The following is a 25,207-nucleotide window of genomic DNA, read 5'->3' on the forward strand; positions in this document are numbered from 1 at the left end:
GGCCTGGGTCGATGCCGCGACGGCTCGCGCCCATGTCTCCACCGACCGCCTCATCAAGGCCTCGAAAAGTAAAAGACCTTGAAAGGGGTGGGGCTTATGGGTCGTACCTGTGATTGCACATTCAATCGGCAAGCGCTGCTATCCAGTGACGTGGCCGTTTGCTTCTACTGCTTCAGTCAGTTCCAGCCGAGCGACATCACCGAATGGTGCGATGGCGAAGACAGCTCACAGACTGCCATATGTCCACACTGTGCCGTGGATGCAGTCGTTGGCTTTAATGGGCCCGTGGACACTCAGTGGGTTAGCGCACGGCACAAGAAGTCGTTCGAGTAGTGCCATGCCAGCCCTAACCAGTCATTCCAGCGGACCACCTACGGCGGCCGCTGAATTCCAACGTTAGGCTTATGAATCCACCAACTTCCATGCCAGAAATACAGTCACCACAAAAAGTGGGGGCGTATTGTTTTTGCTTTTTCTTACAACCTCATCAATGTGGTGGGTTTAATTTTATGCTTTCACTTTACAACCATCATAAGATCTGATGGCTCGAGTGGATTTGGCGAATTTATTATTAAGTCATGGATTTTAGCTTTATCTATAGCATCTTTTTGTACGGGTATTGTTTTGTCCGCTAAGCAATATCGCGCGACCAAGCCAAGCCTTGTTTATTTCTTAATATGCCTCTTAATTGCCATGCTATTGGCTTTTTTTGCCACATTGGGCGTTATTGAGGCGTGTGGCGACAGCAAAGGATATTGCCGTAATTGGCAGATAGTTGCCGTTGCGCCTAACAATTCATATATGGACTCTCCCCACAAGTAGTGAGTAATGCTGTTTCAACCCTGTCGTCAGTGCGGTTGCATTCGTATATCCGGCCTTCCATGGGCGTTGCCGCCCGGGCCATTCTATAGTTCGCGCAGCGGGGGCCAAGCGCTCAATCGATCACCAGGATCAGTATTTTTATCGGCCTTGCTCCGCTGCAGGACTCGCCTGTTCCGACAGTGTCGCTATTCACCACAACCACGAGAAAACTGACGCCTGATTACCCTGGCCCGCCGTCAGGCGGGCCGGCTGCTCTGCCACTCGCCGCTGAAGCGCCGCTCATGGCACCACACCGCCCAGCAGATCCGTACCAGCTTGTTGGCCAGCGCCACCGCCGCCTTGTTGTGGCCGATTCGTGCCGCCGTCGCCACCACCCAGCGTTGCAGTCGGGTCAGGCGCTGCGGGGTCTTGGTCTGACAATGCTGGGCCGCCAGCAGGGCGGCTCGCGCGCCGTGGATCAGCAGGGTACGCACGTAGGTGTTGCCCTGCCGGCTGATATGCCCCAGTTTGCGCCGGTCGCCGCTACTGAATTCGCGCGGGGTCATGCCCAGCCAGGCGCTCAGCTGGCGGCCACTGGCGAAGCGCTCGGGCTGGCCGACCGCCGTTTTCAGGGCGCTGGCGGTCAGCACGCCGATGCCGCTGACTTCGTCCAGCTTGCGCACGATGGCGTCGTCGGCATGCCAGCGGGCGAGCTGCTGCTCGCACTCGACCCTGCATTGCTCGTACAGGTTGATCTCCGCCAGGACAATCTGCCGCTGGCCCCGCGAGGCCACGACCTCGGGGCGCTTGACCAGTTCGTTGGCCGCCCGAAGGAAGGCGGCCGTCGACGCCGGGGCTTCGATGCCCATCTCGCGGAAGATGTCGCGCAGCAGATTGATACGCTGGGTGCGGCTCTTCCTCCAGGTCTCGCGCAGGCCATGCAGTTGCTGCAGTTGTTGCTGCTCGTGACTCTTCACCGGCACCGGATGGATGCCGGCGCAGCGCGCGGCTTCGAGAATGGCATCGCAGTCGTTGCGGTCGGTCTTGTTGCGTCGCCGGTAGGGTTTTACATAGCGCGCACGCAGCAGGATCACCCGATGCCCCTGCGATTGGGCAAATCGTCCCCAGTAGTGCGCCGTGCCACAGGCCTCCATCAGCCACTCGACCGGCTCCGTCTGCTCCTGTATATACCGGAGAAACGCCTCGCGACTCAGCCGTCTGCGTTGACTCACCTGGCTGGCACAAACGCTCTCGGCAACCTGGTAAACGGACTTGGCCAAATCCACTGCAATCTGCTTGGGCATCGCTGCAATCCTCCGAACGCCACTCGCGGCACCACTGGTGCGGATAAGTGTGGTGCAGGGAGAGTCCATTACAGCAATCAACGCAGACAGTGAAAAGCGGCGCGCCTTCGTCGCCCCGCTTTTCACTGCCGGTTATGGCGAAGGTTGGGCGGCACTCAACCTAAACTTATGGTACAGCAATTGTTGAAACGCAAATGGCGGGTTGCTCTCTTGATGGTTAGCTCTATCGGGGTCGTGTTCGCACCGCAAGCGTGGCTGAGAAGTCAGTTTACAGATCAGATTTATCGCAATCTCAGAGATGTACCGCCCCACGAATATGGAATCGTATTTGGTGCCCGGGTTAACGAAGATCTATCCTTAGCGGATGTCACCCGAGAGCGCATTGAGGCCGCGATTAGTCTGTATAAGACCGGCGTGATTACAAAGGTATATGTCTCAGGTAATAATCGGCACAATCGGGAAGCCGAGGCCATTGCCGACTATGCCAAAAACCTCGGTGTGACACCTAACGATATCGTGATCGATCAATTAGGTATTGATACTCAAGATACGTGTCGTCACTTTGCGCATTTAGCGACCGAAGGAATTTTGCTCACTCAAGAGTTTCATTTGCCGCGTGCTATGGCGATGTGTGTGTCTGAGGGTATCCAGCCAGTTGGTTTGGCAGTTAATCGTTTGGGCTTTATTCCTGTCAGAGGGAGCAATGTTCTAGAAATCTACAGCATCCGATTCGGGAGGTATACAAGGGAGTCACTTTTAACTTGGGCATTTATTCTGGGCTTATACGGCAGCATTTCCAACGAAGCAGAACGTATCGAGTAGGCGGTATACCACTCCTGTATTCTTGCCGCTCAACAGCGACGCGGACTTTATAAGCTGGTGAACCATGGAAGAAATCGCCACATTCGTATTCCGCCTAATAGGCAATGTGATTTCAGAAATAATTCTCGGCACATTCTTCTACTGGCTTGGCTGGCCGTTCGTAAAGCTAGCAACCTTGGGCAAGTATCCCAGGAAGGGCTGGAGAGAAAGCTCAAGAGAGGAAGTTTATGTCGCATGTGTCGGAATGCTGGCTTTTGCCATTGTTATCATGGCCTTCCTTGGGCAGCTCGGCTTATAATGGTACACTCAATACCATTTTCTTTGCTCACTGGGCGTAGCAAAAGCTACGCTTTTGCTCTCCGGTTAGCTTAATTCTTAGGGGCTTGCATGTTTATTGCGCACATTCCAGCAGGCTACATCTGTGGGAAAACTCTGCATCAGCGATTCGCAAAAGCTGGAGCACCGGCAAGGATATTAATCCTTGCCGCAATTATTGGTGGTGTCGCGCCAGATTTTGACATGTTCTATTTTTATTTAATTGATAATCGCCAGACACATCACCATATGTACTGGCCTCATTACCCCGCAGTGTGGCTGGCCTTCCTTGTCGTATCCGGTTCTTGGTTTTACTTCGCCAGGCAAAAATCCAATGCCGCACTGGCATGTATTTTCTCAGTCAGCGGCTTTATCCATATACTGCTGGACACAATAGTGGGTGACATCTTTTGGCTTGCGCCGTTTGGCTTTCAACCATTTTCTTTGTTTACCGCTCCATCCTTATATAAGCCGTGGTGGTTGAATTTTCTTTTGCACTGGTCATTTCTGCTTGAGTTGTTTGTTGTATTTTGGGCGATTCTCATTTTTCGCCGAAAATCCCATAGCCCTAACTAGCAGTTCAAATGGTTCTCTTCGCTCTCTGGAAACGCATGCCGCGGCCCCTTAACCTAAACGTCAGGCATAAATGCGCTACGTCATACTCATTAGTTTTCTTCTAATACCGGGCGGTGGCAACGTCTGAGGGCAACACCCGACCGTTTCGCCAAGGTGTTGCCCTGTCCCATCACGGACTCAGTATTGCCGAACGCGCCCCGATCCAGCCCCGGCTCACCGCCCGCCGGGCTGTCCGCTCTGCCAATCGCCGCTGAAGCGTTCAACTCGACGCCATTGCGCGGCGCCTATATATAAGTTCCGCCTATCCACCCTCGTGGTGCTTGTAAAGCAGCCCCGAGCCTTGCCAGACTGCGCGCTTTTGCACCACCCCGAACCGGTCGGGCAGGGCGGCCGCGTGCGTCCCGGCACACGCCCCGTCCGGATACCTCAACGACAAAAGGAGCGGTACGCATGAAACACTTTGGCAAGACCCTTCTCGCGCTGTCCCTGGGCATGCTCGCCGCATGCGACAAGCCCGCCGAGAGCGACAGCAAGAAGGAGGAAACCCCCGGCGCGGCCGCTCCTGCGGCGGCGCCGGCCGGGAAGACCCTGCACGTCTACAACTGGTCGGACTACATCGGCGAGAACACCCTGGCGAACTTCTCCGCGGAAAGCGCGATCCAGGTCGTCTACGACGTCTTCGACAGCAACGAGGTGCTGGAAGCCAAGCTGCTCGCTGGCAGTTCCGGCTACGACGTGGTGGTGCCCTCCAACCCCTACCTGGCCAAGCAGATCAAGGCCGGGGTGTTCCAGAAGCTGGACAAGAGCAAGCTGCCGAACTGGGCGAACCTCGATAAGGACCTGCTCAAGGCGCTGGAGCTGAGCGATCCGGGCAACCAGTATGCGGTGCCCTACATGTGGGGCACCGTCGGCATCGGCTACAACGTCGACAAGATCAAGGCCGTCCTCGGCGACAAGGCGCCGCTGGACTCCTGGGACCTGGTGTTCAAGCCCGAGAACATCGCGAAGCTCAAGGCCTGCGGCGTGTCCTTCCTCGACTCGCCGACCGAGATGCTGCCCGCCGCCCTCCATTACCTGGGCTACGCGCCGGACAGCAGCAAGCCCGAGGAGCTGAAGAAGGCCGAGGAGCTGTTCCTGAAGATCCGCCCGAGCGTGGCCTACTTCCACTCCTCCAAGTACATCTCCGACCTGGCCAACGGCGACACCTGCGTGGCCGTCGGCTATTCCGGCGACATCTACCAGGCCAAGGCGCGCGCCGAGGAGGTCGGCAACGGCCTGAAGATCGCCTACAGCATTCCCAAGGAGGGCGCCGGCAGCTTCTTCGACGTGCTGGCGATTCCCGCCGACGCGAAGAACGTGGCAGAGGCCCATGCCTTCATAAATTTCCTGATGAAGCCGCCGGTGATCGCCGAGATCACCAACGAGGTGCACTTCCCCAACGGCAACGCCGCGGCCACGCCGCTGGTCGACGAGGCGATCCGCACCGACCCGGGCATCTACCCGAGCCAGGCCATCTTGAAGAAGCTCTACACCTTCCCGGATCTCGCTCCCGACGTCCAGCGCACCATGACCCGCAGCTGGACCCGGATCAAGTCGGGGACCTGAGGTTCTTGAGGGGACCGGCGGTCGCCGCCCGGTCCCGGCGCTCGTCACGGACGTGTCGCGCCGCCGGCTGGCCGCGTCTTCCTGCAGCGGGCCGCCGCGCCCCGGCAGGAAGACATGGCCGGCCCGTAGATCACGAGGAGCGCCCCCGCCCGCGGCGGGCGCTCCGCAACCCGATTGCCGCCTCCCGAGGCTGCCTGGACGGTTGGCCGAAGGCCGACGGGGCGAGCGGAGGCCCCCTGTTCATTAGTGGAGTTGTGACCATGGCGACTGTCGCCGGTGCTAACAAGAATGCTCTCGCCGACGACCAGCCGGCGAAGGAGGTGCTGGTCAGGATCGACCGGGTGACCAAGAAGTTCGACGACATGGTGGCGGTGGATGACGTGTCGCTGACCATCGACAAGGGCGAGATCTTCGCCCTGCTCGGCGGCTCCGGCTGCGGCAAGTCGACCCTCTTGCGGATGCTCGCCGGCTTCGAGCGGCCGACCGAGGGGCGCATCTACCTGGAAGGCCAGGACATCACCGAGCTGCCGCCCTACGAGCGGCCGATCAACATGATGTTCCAGTCCTACGCGCTGTTCCCGCACATGACGGTGGAGCAGAACATCGCCTTCGGCCTCAAGCAGGACCGCCTGCCCAAGGCCGAGATCGACGCGCGCGTGGCGGAGATGCTCAAGCTGGTGCAGATGACCCAGTACGCCCGGCGCAAGCCGCACCAGCTCTCCGGCGGCCAGCGCCAGCGCGTGGCCCTGGCCCGCTCGCTGGCGAAACGGCCGAAGCTCTTGCTGCTCGACGAGCCGATGGGCGCGCTGGACAAGAAGCTGCGCTCGCAGATGCAGCTGGAGCTGGTGCAGATCATCGAGCGGGTCGGCGTGACCTGCGTGATGGTCACCCACGACCAGGAGGAGGCGATGACCATGGCCGCGCGCATCGCCATCATGCACCAGGGCTGGATCGCCCAGGTCGGCAGTCCGATGGACATCTACGAGAGCCCGGCCAGCCGGCTGGTCTGCGAGTTCATCGGCAGCGTCAACCTGTTCGACGGCGAACTGGTGGACGACAGCCCCGACCACGCGGTGATCGCCTGCCCGCAGCTGGAGCGGCCGATCTACATCGGCCACGGCATCTCCACCCGCGCCGAGGAGACTCGCATCACCTACGCCCTGCGCCCGGAAAAGGTCCAGCTCGGCCTGGACAAGCCCGAGCTGCAGCACGAGGGGCACAACTGGTCGAGCGGCTGGGTGAAGGACATCGCCTACCTGGGCGGCCACTCGATGTACTACGTCGAGCTGCCCTCGGGGCAGGTGGTGCAGGCCTTCATGGCCAACGCCGAGCGCCACGGCAAGCGCCCGACCTGGAGCGATCAGGTGTACGTCAGCTGGTTCGACGACGGCGGGGTGGTGCTGCATACATGAAAAGACTCCGCCACCTGTTTCCCGGCCGCCAACTGGTCGTCGGCATCCCCTTCGTCTGGCTGCTGCTGTTCTTCCTGCTGCCCTTCGCCATCGTGCTGAAGATCAGCTTCTCCGAGGCCGCGGTGGCGATTCCGCCGTACACGGAGATCTTCACCTATGTAGACCAGCAGCTGAAGATCCTCGCCAACCTGAACAACTACGTGTTCCTCGGCCAGGACGAACTGTACCTCTCCGCCTACCTCGGCTCGCTGAAGATCGCCACCGTCGGCACCCTGTTCTGCCTGCTGATCGGCTACCCGATGGCCTACGCCATCGCCCGCGCCAGCAAGGAGATGCAGACCGTCTGCCTGCTCCTGATCATGATGCCGACCTGGACCGCGATCCTGATCCGCGTCTACGCCTGGATGGGTATCCTCGGCAACAACGGCCTGCTCAATAGCGTGCTGCAGGGGCTCGGGCTGATCGACGAGCCGCTGCGCATCCTCAACACCGACCTGGCCGTGTACATCGGCGTGGTCTATTCCTACCTGCCGTTCATGGTCCTGCCGCTCTACGCCAACCTGGTCAAGCACGACCCGAGCCTGCTGGAGGCCGCCGCCGACCTGGGCGCGCACCCGCTGGCGAGCTTCTGGAGGATCACCGTGCCGCTGTCCAAGAACGGCATCGTCGCCGGCTGCATGCTGGTGTTCATCCCGGTGGTCGGCGAGTTCGTCATCCCCGAACTGCTCGGCGGGCCGCAGACGCTGATGATCGGCAAGGTGCTCTGGCAGGAATTCTTCAACAACCGCGACTGGCCGGTGGCCGCGGCCCTGGCGGTGGTGATGCTGGCGATCCTGCTGGTGCCGATCATCCTGCTCAACCGCAACCAAGCCAAGGAACTGGAGGGACGGCTATGAAGCGCCCGAGTTTTTCCGGCTTCATGCTGTGGGCTGGCCTGTTGTTCATCTACCTGCCGATGGTCATCCTGGTCGTCTACTCGTTCAACGACTCGCGGCTGGTGACCGTGTGGGGCGGCTGGTCGGTGCGCTGGTACGCCGGGCTGCTCGACAACCGCCAGCTGATGGGGGCGCTCGGTCGCTCCCTGCAGGTCGCCCTGTGCAGCGCCGTCGCCGCGGTGGTCCTCGGCACCCTGGCGGCCTTCGTGCTGACCCGCATCCCGCGCTTTCGCGGCCGGACCCTGTTCGGCGGGCTGGTCACCGCGCCGCTGGTGATGCCCGAGGTGATCACCGGCCTGTCGCTGCTGCTGCTGTTCGTGGCCATGGCCCAGCTGATCGGCTGGCCGGCTGAGCGCGGCCTGACCACCATCTGGATCGCCCACACCACGTTCTGCACCGCCTACGTGGCGGTGATCGTCTCGGCGCGCCTGCGCGAGCTGGACCTGTCGATCGAGGAAGCGGCGATGGACCTGGGCGCGCGGCCCTGGAAGGTGTTCCTGCTGATCACCCTGCCGATGGTCGCCCCCTCGCTGGGCGCCGGCGGCATGCTGTCGTTCGCCCTGTCGCTGGACGACCTGGTGCTGGCGAGCTTCGTCTCCGGCCCCGGCGCGACCACCCTGCCGATGGAGATCTTCTCCGCGGTGCGCCTGGGGGTGAAGCCGGACATCAACGCCGTGGCCAGCCTGATCCTGCTGGCGGTATCGCTGTTCACCTTCCTCGCCTGGTTCTTCATGCGCCGCAGCGAGGCCCGCCGGCGGCGGGCCCTGCAGCAGGTTCACGAAGACGAGCAGCACCTGCCGGCCGGCCGGTAGTCGTGTAGCCCGTAGGGTGGACAACGCCGCAGGCTTGTCCACCCCGCTACTCTGCGGCGGCGTCCCGTGCGGGGCGCCGCCGCGATCCGCTCAGCGCAGCGCAGCGGCGTAACCTTCTTCCATCAGCACCTGGCGCACCGCCGGGCGCTGGAGCATCCGCCGGTAGTGGGCCTGGCAGTTGGCGGGCAGGGCGATCCCGGTGCGGTCGGCCCAGAACTCCACGTAGAACAGCGCGCAGTCGGCGATGCCGAAGCTACCGGCCAGATACTCGCGCCCCTCCAGCAGGCGGTCGGCGACCGCGAAGCCGCGTTCGAGGATCTCCCGTCCCTGGGCCTGGACCGCCTCGTGCTGCGCTGCGTCGGTGGCGAACTTCTCGGTGGTGAAGATCCGCGCGAAGCCCTGGCCGTGGAGGGTGCCGACCGCGAAGTTCATCGCCTCCAGCACCCGCGCCTCGCCGTCGGCGTCCTCCGGCAGCAGCCGGCGCTTGGGATGGCGGCGCGCCAGCCACCAGGCGATCGACTGGAAGTCGGTGAGCGCCGTGCCGTCGTCGCGCACCAGGGTCGGGATGGTCGCCTTGGGGTTGAGGGCCAGGTACTCGGGCTTGAACTGGTCGCCGGCCAGCAGGTTGACCAGGTGGACCTCGAACACCAGCTCCAGCTCCTCGAGGAGGATGTGGATGCCGGTGCTGCAGGAGCCGGGGGTCATGTAGAACTTCATCATGCCTCGGTCTCCTCCCAGTCGAGTTCCGGCTCGAGCAGGCCCTGCTCGCGGATCATCGCCTTGAACGCCTTCATCACCGGCCGGGAGATCATGGTCTCGGCCAGCACGCGCTTTTCGTAGAGGAGGAATTGCATATCCTCGTCCAGGCGCTTGCGGGAGTCGGCGATCAGCCGGTGGATGTCCGCGCCGAGCTTCTCGCCGGGACGGCCCTTGACCTGCTCGTAGAGCAGCGCCATCACCAGCTTCTCGGTGGGCTTCATCTTGCACTTGCCGTCGAGGATCTTGAGCATCACCGCGGTGGCGCAGTCGACGTGGGGCGGCGACAGCGGATGTTCCTCGGCCCAGCGGGCCACGCGCGCGGCGGTCATGCCAGCACCTCGCCGGCGGCGCTGCGCCGCGCGTAGTCGAGCAGGGAGGCCTCGATGGTCTCCCAGGCGTAGGCGGAGACGGCGCGCACGCCGATCGCCGCGAGCTTTTCGGTCGGCCCGTCGCCGATCTTGGCGACGAACACCGCCTGGCAGTCCTTGATGGCTTCGAGGATGCCGGCCATCGCGCTCTGGTTGGAGCTGTTGCCCAGGCAGTAGTGCTCGACCTCGCGCGACTCCAGCAGGCGGCAGCTTTCCGGGGTGACCTCGTAGATCGCGAAGCGCTTGGCGTGGCCGAAGTGCTCGCTGATCGCCTGGCCTTCCTTGCTGGCCACCGCCAGCTTCACCGGGAATTCGATCATCGTTGCTCCTCAGTCGGCGGTATGGCGCAGGAGTTTCAGGCAGGCCCGCGAGGCGGCCAGTTCCACCGCGCGCAGGTCGTCGAAGTTGCGCACCTGCGGGTCGGCGCCGGCGTCCAGGAGGATCTTCAACAGCTCCGGGCGGTCGCTGGAGGCGGTGTACATCAGCGCCGTGGAGCCGGCGTCGTTGCGGTTGTCCAGCTCGATGCCGGCCTCGATCAGATCCTGCACCAGCGCGGTGTCGCGGGACACGCAGCCGAGCCAGAGGGCGGTGTTGCCGTCGTCGTTGCGCGCCTTGACGTCGGCGCCGAGGGCCAGCAGTTCCCGGACGAGTTCGCGGCGGCCCTGCAGGGCGGCGCGCATCAGCGGGGTCAGGCCGTGCTGGCCGCGGGCTTCGAGATCGTCCGCCGGGTACTGCCAGTCGGCGAGGAAGGCGGCCAGTTCGGCGCTGGGTGCGCCGCCCGGCGCTGCGGCTTCGGTCAGGGCCGTGGCCAGCGGCCGGTAGCCGCCGTCGACGCTGTAGACGCGGGCGAAGCGGAAGTCGCTGAACATCTGCGCGAAGGTCTTGCTGGCGTTGCCGTGGTAGCAGTAGATCAGCACCGGCTTGTCCTTGGGCAGGCGGCCGAGCCACAGCGGCACGCGGTCCTCGGTCAGGTGCATGGCGCCGTCGAGGTGCTCCTGCTGGTAGCTGTGCAGGTCGCGCACGTCGAACAGCTTGAGTTCCGGTTCGGCGCGGAGCAGGGCCGCGGCCTCGACCGCGGAAAGGCATTGGTAGGGAATCCGTTCGGCTGGGGCCATGAAGGGTCTCCGCAGGAGTCAGTGGGGGAGGGTGTCGGCGTCGTCGGCGTAGGCCGGCGCGGATTCGATGCGCGGGTCCTCCACCGGCAGGCCGACCGTGAAGTGGTAGAGCGTCTGCCAGGCGTGGCCTTCGAGGCCGAGCAGGGCGCGCACCGGGTCGTCGAAGAAGCAGCCGATGCCGGTGCCGCGCAGGCCCTGGGCCTCGGCCTCCAGGTAGAGCGCCTGGCCGATCAGCCCGGCCTCGCGGTAGAGGCTGCGGTAGGCGGCCGGACCGCTTTCCAGCGCGGCGTCGAACGCGGCGAGCATGCCGAGGGCGAAGCAGGCGTTGGCGGCGATGTCCTGGTGGCAGTGCAGGCTGCGGGTGCTGCGCTGCAGTTCGAGCGGCTCCAGGCCGGCCAGCTGCAGCAGGGGCTCGAGGCCGGGCACCGGCGCGAGGGCGAAGCGCCCGGCGAGCAGCGGGCGCAGGGCGTCCCGCTGCGCCGCGCTGCGCGGCAGCAGGTAGAGGCCGGGGGCCAGTCCTTCGACACGGGCGACGAACAGCACCAGCGCGCTGCGCGGGGTTTCGGCGAAGACATCCCAGGGCAGCCCGGCGGCCGGCTGCAGGCGGGCGAGGACCGCGGCGAACTGCGCCTGCCCCATCACATGGTGGCGGTCGAAGCGCTGGGCGCTGCGCCGCTCGCCGAGCAGCGCCTGCACCGGCTTGGCAGCCTCGCCGGGCGCGCGCGGCGCCGGTGCGGGCAGTGTGGCGGCAGGCTGCGCCTCGCCGTCGGCGCGGCGGGTGGCGGCGGCCACCTGGGCGATCGCCGGCCAGCTGTACATGGGGTAGCGGTCGATGGTCGAGGCCACCCCGTGCCAGGTGGCGTGCTCGGCCAGGGTTTGCAGTTCGGTGCTCGCCAGCGGCTTCGGCGGCGCGGCACAGAAGCTCGCGGCGAGGAGGATCTCGGCCTCCTCCAGCTCGGTTTCGGCGCGCTTGCGGGCGGGGAATTCGGCGAGCCGGTCGATGCCGGCCAGCCGCGCGAGGGTGTCGCTGCCGACGTGGGCCTGCTCGGCGAGCCGCCAGCCGAGCACGGCGGCGGCGTAGCGCAGGGCGCCGGCGGCGTGGCCGGTGTCCAGCTGGCAGTAGCGGAAGGCGCGTTCGCCGTACTTCCAGGCCTCGCGCCACATCACCGAGGTGAGCAGGATGGCCAGGCTCGGCTCCCGGCCGGCGGTGGGATGCGCGGCGCGCAGCTCGAGTGCGTGGTTCTCGGGACGGTAGTGGTACAGGCCGTCCTGCAGCGCGTCGATGCCGGCGATCAGCAGGTAGGCCTCGGTGGGGTGCAGGTTGCCGCTGGAGGGGTTGGCGCGTACCGCCCAGCGGTCCGGGCCGTAGCTTTTCCAGGCGGTGAGGCCGAGCGACAGCTGCAGCAGGGCACCGAGGCTCGCCAGATCGGGCGGCAGCGGCGCCTGCTGCGGCTCGTCGAGCCGGGCGAACGGTCGCTGCAGCGCGGCGTGCAGGGCGCTGTCGGGCGGCACGGCCGAGAGCCTGGGCAGGGCGATCTGCGGGGCGCCCTGGAAATGCCGGAACGGCGCCGGCTGGGCGTCCCAGTCGAGGGTGCCGGGGCCGGAGGCGTAGGCCTCGAAGCGGTGCTTGGTGCGCTGGTGATAGTCCAGCACGGCCGCCAGGGCGGCGGGGGCGGGCGGAGTCGAGGTCGGCATGGTCTGATGGAATTCTTGTAGGCCGGGGGAGTGTACTTGCAAGAGCAGTACCAGACTGCAGATTGCCCGTCTGGCAAGGGCTGCTGCGGTTTACCGGCAGGGTCGGCGGTGCGACATTGTCGGCTTTGTGACAGGTCGAAGGGGCGAAATCGGTGCATTGCGCGGGGGCAACGTAAGGTTTGGCTGACAAAGCCCGGTCCTGTGTAAAGGTCCGGGTAAAGCCGGGTTGACAACGGTTTTTCCGTGCCCCGCACGCTTAGGATGTCGTCACGCCCGGCTGCCGGGCGCCGTTATCCATCGCACCGTTCCGAGGTCATCCCATGCAATCGACCCGTCTACTCGCCGGCCTGGGCCTGGCACTCTGCCTGGGCAGTTCCCTGGTGCTGGCCGGCCCCTCCCATGAGCAGGACGACTGGCGCTACCGCGACGCCCGCGGGCCTGCCGCTCGCGACAGCTACGCCGAAGAGCGCCCGCCGGCGGATTTCGGCCCGCTGCGCGAGTCGATCCGCGAGCACCGCCACGACATCGGTCGCGGCCCGGCGCTGCCGGCGCATGTGCGGATCGTCAGGGGCAAGCGGCTGCCGTCCGGCTGGGGCAGCCGGTTGAGCGCCGGGCAACTGCATCACCTGCCGCAGTACCGCGGCTACGAGTGGCGCCGCGCCGGCAGCAGCCTGGTGCTGGTCGACAGCCGCCGCGGTACGGTCCAGGAGGTCCTGCACGGCGTGCTGGACTGATCCGCCCGTTTCCGCTCCGTACCGGGCCGCCGGATCAGGGGGCGTCGACCTGGCCGACGCGCAGCGCCAGCGGCCAGCGGACCGTGCGGCGCGCTGCCGGATCGCCCCAGGCCGCGGCCAGCTCGGCGGCAAAGCGCTCCACGGGCGCGCGGCCCTGGGCCTTTTCCAGTTCACGCACGGCGGACCAGGTATCGAGGTAGCCGAGCAGCTCGGCCAGGCCCCACTGCACCTCGATCGCCAGGGCGGGCGCCTGACGCTCCGCGAAGGGGAAGGGGAGGCTCCGGTAGCCCTCCTCGACATGACGCCGCTCGGCCGGCCACCAGGGGCCGAGCACCCGGTAATAGAAGTGCTCGACGAGCGGCGTCGGCGGGCCTTCCACCTGCAGCACGCCGTAGCTGATCAGCGCCAGCGCCGCTCCGGGGCGGGCGACCCGGCGCACTTCGGCATAGAAGCGTTCGAGATCGAGCCAGTGGGCGGCCTGGGCGACGGTGATCAGGTCGACGCTGGCCGGCGGCAGGCCGCTGTCCTCGGCGAGCGCCACGCGGTAGTCCACGCCCGGATGCGGCTCGGCATTGGCGATCTGCGCCGCGCTGGCATCGGTCGCCAGCACGCGGGCGAAGCGCCCGGCCAGCGGCCCCGAGAGCTGCCCGGTACCGCAGCCGCAGTCCAGAGCGCAGGCGGTGGCCGGCGCGAGGTCGGCCAGGTAGTCGATCAGCGCGGCGGGATAGCTCGGGCGATGTGCCGCATAGCCGGCGGCGGCTGTGGAGAAATGGTCCTTGAACGGGCGGGGTTCGGTCATGGCGGAGCGCTCGGCGGCGGAAACGCCCCGACCTTAGCAGAGGGCGGGCGTCTCCGGCATCCGCCCGTTCGGTTCGCGCCGGCCGCTACAGCGGCTCGCTCCACAGGCACAGGGCCAGGATGGCGGACTGGTCGGGGGCGAGCTCCACGGCGTCGTCCAGCACGTTGGCCGTCTCGATGCAGAGCATGCGCTGCCAGGCGTCGTCGGCGAACTGCGAGAGGCGCGCGGCCTTGTCGATCCAGGGGTTCCAGACGATCGCCGAGTGCGAGCCGCTGGCTTCGAGGCAGATCCGCCGCTTCCAGCCGGGGTCGACCAGGTCGAGCCGCGGCGGGGTGTCCAGGTAGATGCGGTCGGTCTCGCCGGCAAAGTGCAGGATGCCGCTCTGCTGGCGCTCGTCCCAGCCCTCCAGGGTTTCGATGTAGCGCAGGCCGTCGAGGCCCTCGATGCTCGCCTCGCGGATGTCGCTGACCGCCAGGTAGGTGTGCAGCGCCTGGCTCAGGGCGACCCGGTAGCTGCCGCGGTTGTGGGTGGTCAGGCGCAGGTCGAGGCGTTCGTCGAGGCGGATGGCCAGGGTCAGGTCGAGCGCGTGGGGCCAGTCGGGCAGTCCGCTGCTGGGCTGCAGCAGGCTGAAGGCCAGGGTCACCGCGCCGTTCTCCTTGGCGATGTCCAGCAGCTGCCAGTCGCGGCCGCGTACCTCTCCGTGGGCCGGTGCCGGGCCCTCGCCCTCGCGCATGGCGCGCACGCCGGCCGGGTTGCGCGCCAGGTCGCCGAACCAGGGCCAGCACACCGGCACGCCGCCGCGCACCGACTGGCCGCGGCGAAATTCCGCCTGTTCGCTGAGCCAGATCAGCGGCGGTTCGCCGTCGCGCTGGTAGCTGAGAATCTGGGCGCCCTGTTCGGCGACCAGCAGTTCGGCCGAGGCGGTTCTGATCCGCCAGCAGGGCAGTTCGTCCATCTCGACCCGTTCGACCTGGGGGAGTGTGGCGGCGTGGTTCATGGCAGGGTCCTCTCGATGCAGATGGCCCATTAGATCGCGCGCGGCGGAAAAGCTCCATCACGCGGAAGGGGGGCCTCTAGCGGCGCGGTACCGCGCGGGTACGGCCGCCGCCGTCGATGGCGACGAAGACGAACATCGCCTCGGTCACCTTGCGCCATTCGCTGGACAGCGGGTCGTCGCTCCACACCTCGACGAGCATCTGGATCGAGCTGCGACCCTGCTGCAGGAGCTTGGTATAGAAGGAGAGCTGGGCGCCGACCGCCACCGGCACCATGAAGGCCATGCGGTCGATCGCCACCGTGGCCACCCGTCCGCCGGCCAGCCGGCTGGCCGTGGCGGTGCCGGCCAGGTCCATCTGGGCGACCAGCCAGCCGCCGTAGATGTCGCCGAAGCCGTTGGCGTCGCGGGGCAGCGCGGTGATCTGCAGGGCCAGATCGCCCTGGGGAACCGGGTCATCCTGTTCGAGTTCGTTCATGGGATAGGTTCGTCGGGCGCTTGTCGGGCGGCAGGAATGAGGCCCCGATTATAACGGGAAGGGCGGGCAGCAGGCGAGCGTGGCCGGTTCGGAAATGTCAAGGGGGCGGTTTTCGGCACCCATTTCGCGCGGTATCGGGCCATGCGGGAAAAGTTCCCTCGGATCATCTAAGGTCACAAAGCTGTCATGTTTCGTTCATAGAGTGGTCACGGGTCCTGCCGATACTGGCCCGCGATCCGAACCAATACCGTCCTGCTTGGGAGCAAGGCATGAAATTGAAGCGTTTGATGGCGTCCATGACTTTCGTCGCCGCTGGTGTGGTGACCGCGAGCGCGATTGCCGCCGTCGATCCGGCCCTGCCGGTCTATGAGAAGACCTCGGGCGTCTCCGGCAACCTGTCCAGCGTCGGCTCCGACTCCCTGGCCAACCTCATGACCCTGTGGGGCGAAGAGTTCAAGCGCCAGTATCCGAACGTCAACATCCAGATCCAGGCCGCCGGTTCCTCCACCGCGCCGCCGGCCCTGACCGAGGGCACCGCCAACCTCGGTCCGATGAGCCGCATGATGAAGGACAACGAACTGCAGGCCTTCGAAGCCAAGCACGGCTACAAGCCGACCGCCGTGCCGGTGGCCATCGACGCCCTGGCGGTGTTCGTGCACAAGGACAACCCGATCAAGTCCCTGGACATCGCCCAGGTCGACGCGATCTTCTCCAGCACCCGCCTGTGCGGCGGCGCCAAGGACCTCAAGACCTGGGGCGACCTGGGCCTGACCGGCGAGTGGGCGGCCAAGCCGATCCAGCTGTTCGGCCGCAACTCGGTGTCCGGCACCTACGGCTACTTCAAGGAGGAAGCGCTCTGCAAGGGCGACTTCAAGGCCAACGTCAACGAGCAGCCGGGTTCCGCCTCGGTGGTGCAGTCGGTGTCCAGCAGCCTGAACGCCATCGGCTACTCCGGCATCGGCTACAAGACCTCCAGCGTGCGCGCCGTGCCGCTGTCCAAGAAGGGCGGCGAGCCCTTCGAGGCCAACGAGGTCAACGCCCTGTCCGGCAAGTTCCCGCTGGCGCGTTTCTTCTACGTCTACGTGAACAAGGCGCCGAACAAGCCGCTGAGCCCGCTGGAGGCGCAGTTCGTCAAGCTGGTCCTGTCCAAGCAGGGCCAGGAAGTGGTGGTCAAGGACGGTTACATTCCGTTGCCCAAGCGGGTCGTGGACAAGACCCTGAAGGAGCTCGGCCTCTAATCCGGGGCTTTCCGCCCGGCACGGACGCCGGGGATTGGAGGCGGGAGCGCCATGCCCGTCACTCCTCAGGGGGTGATGGGCATTGGCACGTCACCGCGCTGTAATCTTTCTGTCATAGATGGCGATTAGAGTGCCCCCGGCCGGGGGTCGCCAAACAGCGGCGAGCGAAGGCCGGGTCGCAAGGCCGGTGCAGCCGCTCAGCGACGGCCCGCCGAACGCCCATGCAACCGAGCCCGAACGATGACCGACATGGCCAAAGACCTCACGACCGCCGCTCCCCCGACGCCGCGGCTGGACTTCAACACTCCCGCCCTGCAGCGCAAGCGCCGCCGGCGTGCCCTGCAGGACCGCCTGGCGCGCTGGTATGTCACGGTGGGCGGTCTGGCCGTGCTGGGCGCCATCACCCTGATCTTCTTCTATCTGATCCAGGTGGTCCTGCCGATGTTCCAGGGTGCCGAGCTGAGCGCGCAGGGCGAGCCGCAGCGGCCGGCCTGGCTGGCCGAGCAGGGCCAGGCGCTGCTGCTGGCGGTCGAGGAACAGAACGAGGTCGCCATGCGCCTGGACGCCCGCGGCCAGGTGCGGTTCTTCGAGGCGGCCGGCGAGAGGCTGCTCGGCCAGGTCGCGCTGCCGATTCCCGCGGGAGCCGAGATCGTCTCCCTGGGCCGGGACCTGCCCGGCAGCAACCGTCTGGTGCTGGGGTTCTCCAACGGCCAGGCGCTGGTGTTCGGCCATTCCTATCAGGTGACCTACCCGGGCAACGTGAAGACCGTCACCCCGCGCATCGACTACCCGTTCGGCGAGACGCCGATCCCGCTCGACCCGCAGGGCCGCCCGCTGCACCAGGTGGCGATGAACGTCGGCAGCGACGGGCTGCTGCTGGCCGCTTCGACCGGCAATCAGGTCCTGGCCCTGGAGCTGAGCCGCGAGGAGAACCTGATGACCGGCGAGGTCACCCTGAGCGAGCGGCGCCTGGAGTTGCCGCAGCTCGCCGAGCCGGTCAAGGCGCTGCTGATCGACCCGCGCCAGCTCTGGCTGTACGTGATCAACGGGCGCTCCACCGCCGATGTGTTCGATCTGCGCCGGCAGGAGCTGAACGGCCGCTACAAGCTGCTCGCCGATCCCCAGGCGGAAGTGACCGAGGTGACGGCCCTGCTCGGCGGTCTCTCGCTGATGGTCGGCGACTCCAAGGGCGGCATCGAGCAGTGGTTCATGGCGCGCGGCGAAACCGGCCCCGAGCTGAAGCACGTCCGCGGCTTTCAGCTGGCCGGCAGCCCGATCGTCCAGATCCTCCCGGAAGAGCGCCGCAAGGGCTTCCTCGCCCTGGATGCCGCCGGCAACCTGGGCGTGTTCCACAGCACCGCGCACCGCACCCTGCTCGTCGAGCCGGTCGCCGGCGCCGGTGCGCTGGCCGCCCTGTCGCCGCGTGCCGACCAACTGCTGCTGGAGTCCGCCGGCCGGCTGCAGAGCTTCGCGCTGGACAACCCGCACCCGGAAGTCTCCTGGAGCGCCCTGTGGGGCAAGGTCTGGTACGAGAGCTATGACGAACCCCAGTACGTCTGGCAATCGACTTCCGCCAACACCGACTTCGAGCCCAAGCTGAGCCTTGCGCCGCTGACCTTCGGCACCCTCAAGGCGGCCTTCTACGCCATGCTGCTGGCCGCGCCGATGGCCATCTGCGCGGCGATCTATACCGCCTACTTCATGGCCCCGGCGATGCGCACCAAGGTCAAGCCGGTGATCGAGCTGATGGAGGCGCTGCCCACGGTGATCCTCGGCTTCTTCGCCGGGCTGTTCCTCGCCCCCTACGTGGAGTCCCACCTGCCGGGGATCTTCAGCCTGCTGCTGCTGACCCCGCTGGGCATTCTCGCCGCCGCCTACGGCTGGAGCCGCCTGCCGGAGCGCATCCGCCTGCGGGTGCCGGACGGCTGGGAGGCGGCCCTGCTGATCCCGGTGATCCTCGTCGTCGGCGCCTTCGCCCTGGGCATGAGCGGCCACCTGGAGAACTGGTTCTTCGGCGGCGACATGCGCCTCTGGCTGACCAACGACCTGGGCATCAAGTTCGACCAGCGCAATGCCCTGGTGGTCGGCCTGGCGATGGGCTTCGCGGTGATCCCGAACATCTTCTCGATCGCCGAGGACGCCGTGTTCAGCGTGCCGAAGAGTCTCACTCTGGGCTCCCTGGCGCTCGGCGCGACGCCCTGGCAGACCCTGACCCGGGTGGTCATCCTCACCGCCAGTCCGGGGATCTTCTCGGCGCTGATGATCGGCCTCGGCCGCGCCGTCGGCGAAACCATGATCGTGCTGATGGCCACCGGCAACACGCCGATCATGGACGTCAACGTCTTCGAGGGCCTGCGCACCCTGGCGGCCAACGTGGCGGTGGAGATGCCCGAGTCGGAGGTCGGCAGCAGCCACTACCGCGTGCTGTTCCTCTCCGCGCTGGTGCTGCTGATGTTCACCTTCGTGATGAACACCGCCGCCGAGCTGATCCGCACCCGCCTGCGCAAGAAATATGCGTCGCTCTGAGCGCCGAGAAAGGTAGAAGACCGTGAAACAGCAAAATCTGAAGACCTGGTTCAAGAGCGGCTCGCCCTGGGTGTGGTTCACCGGGGGCGGGGTGTCCATCGCGGTGATCATGACCATCGGCCTGCTGACGCTGATCGCCGTGCGTGGCCTCGGCCACTTCTGGCCGGCCGACGTGCTGGAAGGCGACTACCGCATCCCCGGCCAGCCGGCCCAGGTGCTCGCCGGCGAGCTGGTGGAGGCCGAGGAGGTGCCGCGCGCGCAACTGGCCGCCAGCGGCCTGCCGGTGAGCGTCTCGGGCGGCGAGTTCATGACCCGCGAGTTGCTCAAGGTCGGCAACCGCGAGCTGTATGGCGCCGACTTCAGCTGGGTGGTCGGCGAGTGGCTGGATAACCTGCGCAAGCCGGCGAACCTGGTGGCGCTCGAGCGCCGCGAGTGGGGCAACTTCTACGGCTACCTGCTGGGCGTCAAGGAGAGCGGCCAGCTGGTCGCCGAAGGCGAGGCCGCCTGGGCCGAGCTGCAGCCGCGCATCGAGCGGGTCGCCGAGCTGCACGAGCAACTGGCCCGTCTGGAGAAGAAGGACATCGGTCGCATCAACCACGCCCTCGAGCGGCTGCGCCTCAAGGAGCGCGGGCTGGAACTCGACGGCGAGCTGGATGCCGCTGCCCAGGCCGACCTGGCTGCCGAGCGCGCCCAGTGGGACGCCGAATACCAGCAGCTGGAAACCCAGCTGGTCAGTCTGCGGCAGGCATTCAACCGCGACGGCATCCTGGTGCGCACGGTCGACGGTCGCGAGGAGGAGATCAGCCTGGGCAAGGTGGTGCGGGCCTACCGGCCGAACGCCATGGGGACCTTCGACAAGTTCGGCTTCTACTTCGCCAAACTCTGGGAGTTCGTCAGCGACGAACCGCGCGAGGCCAACACCGAGGGCGGGATCTTCCCGGCGATCTTCGGCACCGTGATGATGACCCTGATCATGGCGCTGCTGGTCACCCCGTTCGGCGTGCTGGCGGCGATCTACCTGCGCGAGTATGCCAAGCAGGGCCCGCTGACCCGGATGATCCGCATCGCGGTGAACAACCTGGCCGGGGTGCCGGCGATCGTCTACGGCGTGTTCGGCTTGGGCTTCTTCGTCTACGTGCTGGGCGGCTCGATCGACCAGTTGTTCTTCGCCGAGGCCCTGCCGGCGCCGACCTTCGGCACCCCGGGCCTGCTGTGGGCCTCGCTGACCCTGGCGATTCTCGCCGTGCCGGTGGTGATCGTCGCCACCGAGGAAGGCCTGGCGCGCATCCCGCGCGCCCTGCGCGAAGGCTCGCTGGCGCTCGGCGCGACCAAGGCCGAGACCCTCTGGAAGGTCGTGCTGCCGATGGCCAGTCCGGCGATGATGACCGGCATGATCCTCGCCGTGGCCCGCGCCGCCGGCGAAGTGGCGCCGCTGATGCTGGTCGGCGTGGTCAAGCTGGCGCCCTCGCTGCCGTTGGACGGCAACTACCCGTACCTGCACCTCGACCAGAAGATCATGCACCTGGGCTTCCATATCTACGACGTCGGCTTCCAGAGCCCCAACGTCGAGGCGGCCCGCCCGCTGGTGTACGCCACCGCGCTGCTGCTGGTGCTGGTGATCGCCCTGCTCAACCTGAGTGCGGTGTTCATCCGCAACCACCTGCGCGAGAAGTACAAGGCGCTGGACCACTAAACACCGGCCGGGAGCCGGCGGCTCGGGCCCGCGAGGGGTTTCCGGCGGCCGGCTCCGGGTTCCCAGCTTGAACGGAGTGAGTCATGCGACACGAATCCCCCAGCCACGGCATCGACCTCGACGCCCTCGGCCGCAAGAAGCAGGCCTTCAACCTGGCCAGCGAGCCGGTGACCCTCGAGGTGCCCGGCCTCAGCCTGTTCTATGGCAGCAAGCAGGCGCTCCACGATGTCCGGATGAACATTCCGAAGCATCGCGTGACCGCCTTCATCGGCCCGAGCGGCTGCGGCAAGTCGACCCTGCTGCGCTGCTTCAACCGGATGAACGACCTGGTCGACGGCTGCCGGGTGGAGGGTGCGATCAACCTCGACGGGCAGAACATCTACCGCAAGGGGGTGGACGTCGCCGAGCTGCGCCGGCGGGTCGGCATGGTGTTCCAGAAGCCCAACCCGTTCCCCAAGAGCATCTACGAGAACGTGGTCTACGGCCTGCGCATCCAGGGCATCAACAAGAAGCGCACGCTCGACGACGCGGTGGAGTGGGCGCTGAAGGGCGCGGCGCTGTGGGACGAGGTCAAGGACCGCCTGCACGACTCGGCCCTCGGCCTCTCCGGCGGCCAGCAGCAGCGTCTGGTGATCGCCCGCACCATCGCCGTGGAGCCCGAGGTGCTGCTGCTCGACGAGCCCTGCTCGGCGCTCGACCCGATCTCCACCCTCAAGGTCGAGGAACTGATCTTCGAGCTGAAGTCCAAGTACACCATCGTCATCGTCACCCACAACATGCAGCAGGCCGCGCGGGTGTCCGACTACACCGCGTTCATGTACATGGGCAAGCTGATCGAGTACGGCGACACCGACACCCTGTTCACCAACCCGGCGCAGAAGCAGACCGAGGACTACATCACCGGCCGCTACGGCTAGCGGCCGACCGGAGGTCGCCAGCGGCCTGCCGTCCGGAGACAACGTTAATCGGCTCGACCCCTTCAGCCTTTGCGCGGAGTGAACCATGATCGACAAAGACAATCTTTCCCTGCATATCTCCCAGCAGTTCAACGCCGAGCTGGAGGAGGTACGCAGCCACCTTCTGGCGATGGGCGGCCTGGTCGAGAAGCAGGTCAACGATGCGGTCACCGCCCTGATCGATGCCGACTCGGGACTTGCCATGCAGGTGCGCGAGATCGACACCCAGACCAACCAGATGGAGCGCAGCATCGACGAGGAGTGCATCCGCATCCTCGCCCGCCGCCAGCCGGCCGCCTCCGACCTGCGGCTGATCATCAGCATCTCCAAATCGGTGATCGACCTCGAGCGGATCGGCGACGAGGCCACCAAGATCGCCAAGCGCGCCATCCTGCTCAGCGAGGAGGGCGAGTCGCCGCGCGGCTACGTGGAGGTCCGCCACATCGGCGAGCAGGTGCGCAAGATGGTCCAGGAGGCGCTGGATGCCTTCGCCCGCTTCGATGCCGACCTGGCGCTGTCGGTGGCGCAATACGACAAGACCGTCGACCGCGAGTACAAGAGCGCCCTGCGCGAACTGGTCACCTACATGATGGAGGACCCGCGCTCGATCTCCCGCGTGCTCAACGTGATCTGGGCGCTGCGCTCGCTGGAGCGGATCGGCGATCATGCACGCAACATCGCCGAACTGGTGATCTACCTGGTGCACGGTACCGATGTGCGGCATACCGGACTGGCACGCCAGAAGCCGGCGGGCGAGGCCGGCGACAACGAAACGCCGGCCCAGAACTGAAGTCGGGGAGGGGCTGCCGCTCGTCGATTCGGGCGCCGTCTTCATCACAGGCTTGACCTCACCGTCTCGCGATAAGCGTGCGGCGCTGTTAGTCTTCGCGTTTCGTCCACTATTGTTGAGTCATGCATCGATGCTGGGCCGCCCGCTACTTTTTGCCACCCTCTTCGCTCTGGCCGCGCCGGTGTCGGCCGTAACCATCTACAAACACGTCGACGCCAACGGCATGGTCAGCTACGGCGACCAGGCCCGCCCCGGGGCGCGGGTTGTCCACGTCATCCAGCCCGGCCGCGGTTTTCGCGGCCTGCAGTCGGTGTCGCCGCGCCCGGAACGGCTGCCGATGCCGGCCGCGCGCAGCGATGCGCCGGACGACCGGGTGCGCCTGGATACCCTCAAGCATGCCGGCGGCCATACCCTGAGGGTGCAGAACGACACGTTCGCCCCGGTGGAAGTCGAGCTGAGCCTGGACGGGCTCGGCAACGTCAGCGGTGCGCCGGACGAGCCGATTCGCTGGGTCGTCCCGCCGCGCAGCCAGATCCGTCTGGCCACCCTGGCGCCGCGCGATCCGGACAAGCCGCTGCGCTATACCCCCAAGCTGCGCCATGCCTTCGGCGATCCGCGCCTGCGGCCGTTGCCGCACCGTTATCCGCTGCCCTGGCGCGGCGGCCCGTTCCGCCTGACCCAGGGCGCCAACGGCCAGTACAGTCATTACACTCCCAAGGGGCGCCATGCCGTGGACATCTCGATGCCGGTGGGGACGCCGATCGTCGCCGCCCGCGCCGGGGTGGTGGTGCAGACCGAGAACGATCAGCGCGGGCGCAGCCCCAATCCGGGCGGCAATCAGGTGCGCATTCTCCACGACGACGGCACCATGGGCGTCTATCTGCACCTGCAGGAAGGTTCGGTACGGGTCAGCGAGGGACAGCGGGTCCAGGTCGGCACGCCGATCGCCAACTCCGGCAACACCGGGCGCAGCACCGGACCGCACCTGCACTTCGTGGTGCAGCGCAACGTCGGTCTGGCGGTGGAGTCGATTCCCTTCCAGTTCAACCAGCCGGTCGACGCCCTGCCGAATTTCGCGGTCGGCGGCGACTGAGTTTCCCTCCGCCGGGCCGGCGCGCTTCCGGCCCGGCACGTTCCTCAGCTCAGCTTCAGCACCTTGGCCAGAACGACCCTGGGCCCCTTCATCTTCTTGACGATGATCCGCAGGCCCTGGGCTTCCAGCACCTCGTCCTCTTCCGGCAGGCGCTTGAGGGTCTCGTGGATCAGCCCGGACAGGGTGTCGGCCTCGATGTCCGCCGGCAGGCTGATCTGCAGCAGACGCTCGACCTTGAACAGCGGGGTGTCGCCGCGTACCAGCAGCTTGCCCGGCTGGTAGGCGACGATGCCGCGCTCGGCCTTGCGGTGCTCGTCCTGGATGTCGCCGACCAGCGCCTCCAGCACGTCCTCCATGGTCAGGTAGCCGACCACCTTGCCGTCGGACTCCTCGACCAGGGCGAAGTGCGAGCCGCCGTGGCGGAAGCGCTCGAGCAGTTCGGTCAGCGGCATGTGCCGGTCGACCCGCTCGATCGGACGCATCAGTTCGTCGAGCTTCAGCGCCGAGGGCAGCATCTCCAGCAGGGACAGGTGCATCAGGAGATCCTTGATGTGCAGCACGCCGACGAAGCGCCCGGCGCGTTCGTCATACACCGGGTAGCGGCTGTACTTGTGCCGGCGGAAGGTGCTCATGACCTCGTCGAGCGGCGCGCTGCGCTCCAGGTAGATCAGGTCCTCGCGGGAGTTGGCCCAGTCGACCACCTCCAGCTCGCCCATCTCCACCGCCGAGGCGAGCACGCGCATGTCCTGGTCGCTGGGGTCATGGGCGCGGCTGGAGTGCAGGATCAGCTTCAGCTCGTCGAGGCTGTACTGGTGCTCGTGGTGGGCACCCGCGCCGCCCTGGCCGGCGATGCGCAGGATGGTGTTGGCGCTGGCGTTGAGCAGCCAGATCGCCGGGTACATCAGCCAGTAGAACAGGTACAGCGGCACCGCGGTCCACAGCGACAGCCGCTCCGGCTGGCGGATCGCCCAGGACTTGGGGGCCAGCTCGCCGACCACGATGTGCAGGTAGGAGATGACGAAGAAGGCGCTGAAGAAGGACACCCCGTGGACCAGCGCCGGCGTGTCGATGCCGAGCTTGACCATGAGCGGCTCGAGCAGGTGGGCGAAGGCCGGCTCGCCGACCCAGCCGAGGCCCAGCGAGGCGAGGGTGATGCCCAACTGGCAGGCCGAGAGGTAGGCGTCCAGTTGGCTGTGCACGCGGCGCAGGATCTGCCCGCTCCAGCCATTCTGGCCGGCGATCAGTTCGACGCGGGTGGCGCGCAGCTTGACCATGGCGAATTCGGCGGCGACGAAGAAGCCGTTCAGCAGGACCAGGAACAGGGCGAAGAGAATGAGGCCGAGGTCGGCGAGGTAGGCGAAGTCGGAACTGGGAGAGGGGTCCATGA

24 protein-coding genes are annotated in these 25,207 nt (G+C 66.2%); 14 read left to right on the top strand and 10 right to left on the bottom strand.

Going from position 1 to position 25,207, the window contains the following annotated elements:
• Positions 1-1,058: 1,058 nt before the first annotated feature.
• A complete protein-coding gene (locus tag BMY22_RS13420) occupies positions 1,059-2,105 on the bottom strand; it encodes an IS110 family RNA-guided transposase (RefSeq protein ID WP_090622806.1) in 1,047 nt (348 codons plus the stop codon).
• Positions 2,106-2,288: 183 nt separating this feature from the next.
• Here BMY22_RS13420 and BMY22_RS13425 point away from each other — a divergent pair, with 183 nt between their 5' ends.
• From BMY22_RS13425 to BMY22_RS13450, 7 genes are all read left to right on the top strand, one after another.
• The gene (locus tag BMY22_RS13425) at positions 2,289-2,927 is read left to right on the top strand and encodes a SanA/YdcF family protein (RefSeq protein ID WP_167363743.1); all 639 of its coding nucleotides are present in this window, start codon (positions 2,289-2,291) and stop codon (positions 2,925-2,927) included.
• Positions 2,928-2,991: 64 nt separating this feature from the next.
• Positions 2,992-3,225 (top strand): hypothetical protein, encoded by a 234-nt coding sequence (locus BMY22_RS23810; protein WP_143068491.1) that lies wholly within the window; start codon positions 2,992-2,994, stop codon positions 3,223-3,225.
• Positions 3,226-3,314: 89 nt separating this feature from the next.
• Positions 3,315-3,818, top strand: coding sequence for a metal-dependent hydrolase (locus tag BMY22_RS13430; protein WP_090622810.1), 504 nt, complete (start codon positions 3,315-3,317; stop codon positions 3,816-3,818).
• Positions 3,819-4,268: 450 nt separating this feature from the next.
• Complete coding sequence (locus tag BMY22_RS13435; protein ID WP_208599283.1) at positions 4,269-5,423, top strand: polyamine ABC transporter substrate-binding protein; 1,155 nt, start codon at positions 4,269-4,271, stop codon at positions 5,421-5,423.
• A 260-nt stretch (positions 5,424-5,683) separates the two neighbouring features.
• A complete protein-coding gene (gene potA / locus BMY22_RS13440) occupies positions 5,684-6,835 on the top strand; it encodes a polyamine ABC transporter ATP-binding protein (protein WP_090622812.1) in 1,152 nt (383 codons plus the stop codon).
• Positions 6,832-7,731, top strand: coding sequence for an ABC transporter permease subunit (locus BMY22_RS13445; RefSeq protein WP_090622814.1), 900 nt, complete (start codon positions 6,832-6,834; stop codon positions 7,729-7,731). The genes potA and BMY22_RS13445 overlap by 4 nt, the downstream gene beginning before the upstream one ends.
• Positions 7,728-8,582 (top strand): ABC transporter permease subunit, encoded by an 855-nt coding sequence (locus tag BMY22_RS13450; RefSeq protein WP_090622817.1) that lies wholly within the window; start codon positions 7,728-7,730, stop codon positions 8,580-8,582. Before BMY22_RS13445 ends, BMY22_RS13450 begins: the two co-directional genes overlap by 4 nt.
• A gap of 90 nt (positions 8,583-8,672) precedes the next feature.
• Here BMY22_RS13450 and BMY22_RS13455 read toward each other — a convergent pair whose 3' ends face one another.
• From BMY22_RS13455 to BMY22_RS13475, 5 genes are read right to left on the bottom strand one after another with little or no spacing between them, the layout of a single operon-like run.
• A complete protein-coding gene (locus BMY22_RS13455) occupies positions 8,673-9,302 on the bottom strand; it encodes a glutathione S-transferase family protein (protein WP_090622820.1) in 630 nt (209 codons plus the stop codon).
• Complete coding sequence (locus BMY22_RS13460) at positions 9,299-9,670, bottom strand: hypothetical protein (RefSeq protein WP_090622822.1); 372 nt, start codon at positions 9,668-9,670, stop codon at positions 9,299-9,301. The genes BMY22_RS13455 and BMY22_RS13460 overlap by 4 nt, the downstream gene beginning before the upstream one ends.
• Complete coding sequence (locus BMY22_RS13465) at positions 9,667-10,029, bottom strand: NifB/NifX family molybdenum-iron cluster-binding protein (RefSeq protein WP_090622825.1); 363 nt, start codon at positions 10,027-10,029, stop codon at positions 9,667-9,669. Before BMY22_RS13465 ends, BMY22_RS13460 begins: the two co-directional genes overlap by 4 nt.
• A 9-nt stretch (positions 10,030-10,038) precedes the next feature.
• Positions 10,039-10,824, bottom strand: a complete 786-nt coding sequence (locus tag BMY22_RS13470) for an ankyrin repeat domain-containing protein (protein ID WP_090622828.1) — start codon at positions 10,822-10,824, stop codon at positions 10,039-10,041.
• Between the two features lie 18 nt (positions 10,825-10,842).
• Positions 10,843-12,519: a SagB family peptide dehydrogenase gene (locus BMY22_RS13475; RefSeq protein ID WP_090622830.1), complete on the bottom strand. Its 1,677-nt coding sequence runs from the start codon at positions 12,517-12,519 to the stop codon at positions 10,843-10,845.
• Positions 12,520-12,839: 320 nt separating this feature from the next.
• Between BMY22_RS13475 and BMY22_RS13480 the strand changes: the two genes are divergently transcribed.
• Entirely contained in the window at positions 12,840-13,253 is a 414-nt protein-coding gene (locus BMY22_RS13480) for a hypothetical protein (protein ID WP_244158868.1), read from the top strand.
• A 34-nt stretch (positions 13,254-13,287) separates the two neighbouring features.
• On the opposite strand, the gene BMY22_RS13485 is transcribed toward BMY22_RS13480, so the two are convergent.
• The 3 genes from BMY22_RS13485 to BMY22_RS13495 form a co-directional block, all read right to left on the bottom strand.
• Entirely contained in the window at positions 13,288-14,052 is a 765-nt protein-coding gene (locus tag BMY22_RS13485) for a class I SAM-dependent methyltransferase (RefSeq protein ID WP_090622833.1), read from the bottom strand.
• Positions 14,053-14,137: 85 nt separating this feature from the next.
• A complete protein-coding gene (locus tag BMY22_RS13490; protein WP_090622835.1) occupies positions 14,138-15,049 on the bottom strand; it encodes a D-hexose-6-phosphate mutarotase in 912 nt (303 codons plus the stop codon).
• A gap of 76 nt (positions 15,050-15,125) precedes the next feature.
• Complete coding sequence (locus BMY22_RS13495; RefSeq protein WP_090622836.1) at positions 15,126-15,524, bottom strand: acyl-CoA thioesterase; 399 nt, start codon at positions 15,522-15,524, stop codon at positions 15,126-15,128.
• A 269-nt stretch (positions 15,525-15,793) separates the two neighbouring features.
• Here BMY22_RS13495 and BMY22_RS13500 point away from each other — a divergent pair, with 269 nt between their 5' ends.
• From BMY22_RS13500 to BMY22_RS13525, 6 genes are all read left to right on the top strand, one after another.
• Positions 15,794-16,762: a phosphate ABC transporter substrate-binding protein PstS family protein gene (locus BMY22_RS13500; protein WP_090622837.1), complete on the top strand. Its 969-nt coding sequence runs from the start codon at positions 15,794-15,796 to the stop codon at positions 16,760-16,762.
• 240 nt (positions 16,763-17,002) lie between these two features.
• Entirely contained in the window at positions 17,003-19,288 is a 2,286-nt protein-coding gene (locus BMY22_RS13505; RefSeq protein WP_090622838.1) for an ABC transporter permease subunit, read from the top strand.
• 22 nt (positions 19,289-19,310) lie between these two features.
• Entirely contained in the window at positions 19,311-20,981 is a 1,671-nt protein-coding gene (pstA, locus tag BMY22_RS13510) for a phosphate ABC transporter permease PstA (RefSeq protein ID WP_090622841.1), read from the top strand.
• Between the two features lie 83 nt (positions 20,982-21,064).
• Entirely contained in the window at positions 21,065-21,898 is an 834-nt protein-coding gene (gene pstB / locus BMY22_RS13515; RefSeq protein WP_090622842.1) for a phosphate ABC transporter ATP-binding protein PstB, read from the top strand.
• Between the two features lie 85 nt (positions 21,899-21,983).
• Complete coding sequence (phoU, locus tag BMY22_RS13520; RefSeq protein WP_090622845.1) at positions 21,984-22,727, top strand: phosphate signaling complex protein PhoU; 744 nt, start codon at positions 21,984-21,986, stop codon at positions 22,725-22,727.
• A gap of 130 nt (positions 22,728-22,857) precedes the next feature.
• On the top strand, positions 22,858-23,820 hold the full coding sequence (locus BMY22_RS13525) for a peptidoglycan DD-metalloendopeptidase family protein (protein WP_090622848.1): 963 nt from the start codon (positions 22,858-22,860) through the stop codon (positions 23,818-23,820).
• A gap of 44 nt (positions 23,821-23,864) precedes the next feature.
• On the opposite strand, the gene BMY22_RS13530 is transcribed toward BMY22_RS13525, so the two are convergent.
• The gene (locus BMY22_RS13530) at positions 23,865-25,205 is read right to left on the bottom strand and encodes a hemolysin family protein (RefSeq protein ID WP_090622850.1); all 1,341 of its coding nucleotides are present in this window, start codon (positions 25,203-25,205) and stop codon (positions 23,865-23,867) included.
• Positions 25,206-25,207 lie beyond the last annotated feature (2 nt).

The organism is Azotobacter beijerinckii (assembly GCF_900110885.1).
In the GTDB taxonomy this organism is placed as follows: domain Bacteria; phylum Pseudomonadota; class Gammaproteobacteria; order Pseudomonadales; family Pseudomonadaceae; genus Azotobacter; species Azotobacter beijerinckii.

Bases quoted from the DNA above. Each gene is read 5' to 3' on its own strand.
- BMY22_RS13470 (WP_090622828.1), bottom strand. From the start codon at position 10,824: ATGGCCCCAGCCGAACGGATTCCCTACCAATGCCTTTCCGCGGTCGAG.
- pstB (WP_090622842.1), top strand. From the start codon at position 21,065: ATGCGACACGAATCCCCCAGCCACGGCATCGACCTCGACGCCCTCGGC.
- phoU (WP_090622845.1), top strand. From the start codon at position 21,984: ATGATCGACAAAGACAATCTTTCCCTGCATATCTCCCAGCAGTTCAAC.
- BMY22_RS23810 (WP_143068491.1), top strand. From the start codon at position 2,992: ATGGAAGAAATCGCCACATTCGTATTCCGCCTAATAGGCAATGTGATT.
- BMY22_RS13450 (WP_090622817.1), top strand. From the start codon at position 7,728: ATGAAGCGCCCGAGTTTTTCCGGCTTCATGCTGTGGGCTGGCCTGTTG.
- potA (WP_090622812.1), top strand. From the start codon at position 5,684: ATGGCGACTGTCGCCGGTGCTAACAAGAATGCTCTCGCCGACGACCAG.
- BMY22_RS13445 (WP_090622814.1), top strand. From the start codon at position 6,832: ATGAAAAGACTCCGCCACCTGTTTCCCGGCCGCCAACTGGTCGTCGGC.
- BMY22_RS13480 (WP_244158868.1), top strand. From the start codon at position 12,840: ATGCAATCGACCCGTCTACTCGCCGGCCTGGGCCTGGCACTCTGCCTG.
- BMY22_RS13505 (WP_090622838.1), top strand. From the start codon at position 17,003: ATGACCGACATGGCCAAAGACCTCACGACCGCCGCTCCCCCGACGCCG.
- BMY22_RS13465 (WP_090622825.1), bottom strand. From the start codon at position 10,029: ATGATCGAATTCCCGGTGAAGCTGGCGGTGGCCAGCAAGGAAGGCCAG.
- BMY22_RS13500 (WP_090622837.1), top strand. From the start codon at position 15,794: ATGAAATTGAAGCGTTTGATGGCGTCCATGACTTTCGTCGCCGCTGGT.
- BMY22_RS13460 (WP_090622822.1), bottom strand. From the start codon at position 9,670: ATGACCGCCGCGCGCGTGGCCCGCTGGGCCGAGGAACATCCGCTGTCG.
- BMY22_RS13435 (WP_208599283.1), top strand. From the start codon at position 4,269: ATGAAACACTTTGGCAAGACCCTTCTCGCGCTGTCCCTGGGCATGCTC.
- BMY22_RS13495 (WP_090622836.1), bottom strand. From the start codon at position 15,524: ATGAACGAACTCGAACAGGATGACCCGGTTCCCCAGGGCGATCTGGCC.
- BMY22_RS13525 (WP_090622848.1), top strand. From the start codon at position 22,858: ATGCTGGGCCGCCCGCTACTTTTTGCCACCCTCTTCGCTCTGGCCGCG.
- BMY22_RS13475 (WP_090622830.1), bottom strand. From the start codon at position 12,519: ATGCCGACCTCGACTCCGCCCGCCCCCGCCGCCCTGGCGGCCGTGCTG.
- BMY22_RS13430 (WP_090622810.1), top strand. From the start codon at position 3,315: ATGTTTATTGCGCACATTCCAGCAGGCTACATCTGTGGGAAAACTCTG.
- BMY22_RS13485 (WP_090622833.1), bottom strand. From the start codon at position 14,052: ATGACCGAACCCCGCCCGTTCAAGGACCATTTCTCCACAGCCGCCGCC.
- BMY22_RS13490 (WP_090622835.1), bottom strand. From the start codon at position 15,049: ATGAACCACGCCGCCACACTCCCCCAGGTCGAACGGGTCGAGATGGAC.
- BMY22_RS13530 (WP_090622850.1), bottom strand. From the start codon at position 25,205: ATGGACCCCTCTCCCAGTTCCGACTTCGCCTACCTCGCCGACCTCGGC.
- BMY22_RS13455 (WP_090622820.1), bottom strand. From the start codon at position 9,302: ATGATGAAGTTCTACATGACCCCCGGCTCCTGCAGCACCGGCATCCAC.
- BMY22_RS13420 (WP_090622806.1), bottom strand. From the start codon at position 2,105: ATGCCCAAGCAGATTGCAGTGGATTTGGCCAAGTCCGTTTACCAGGTT.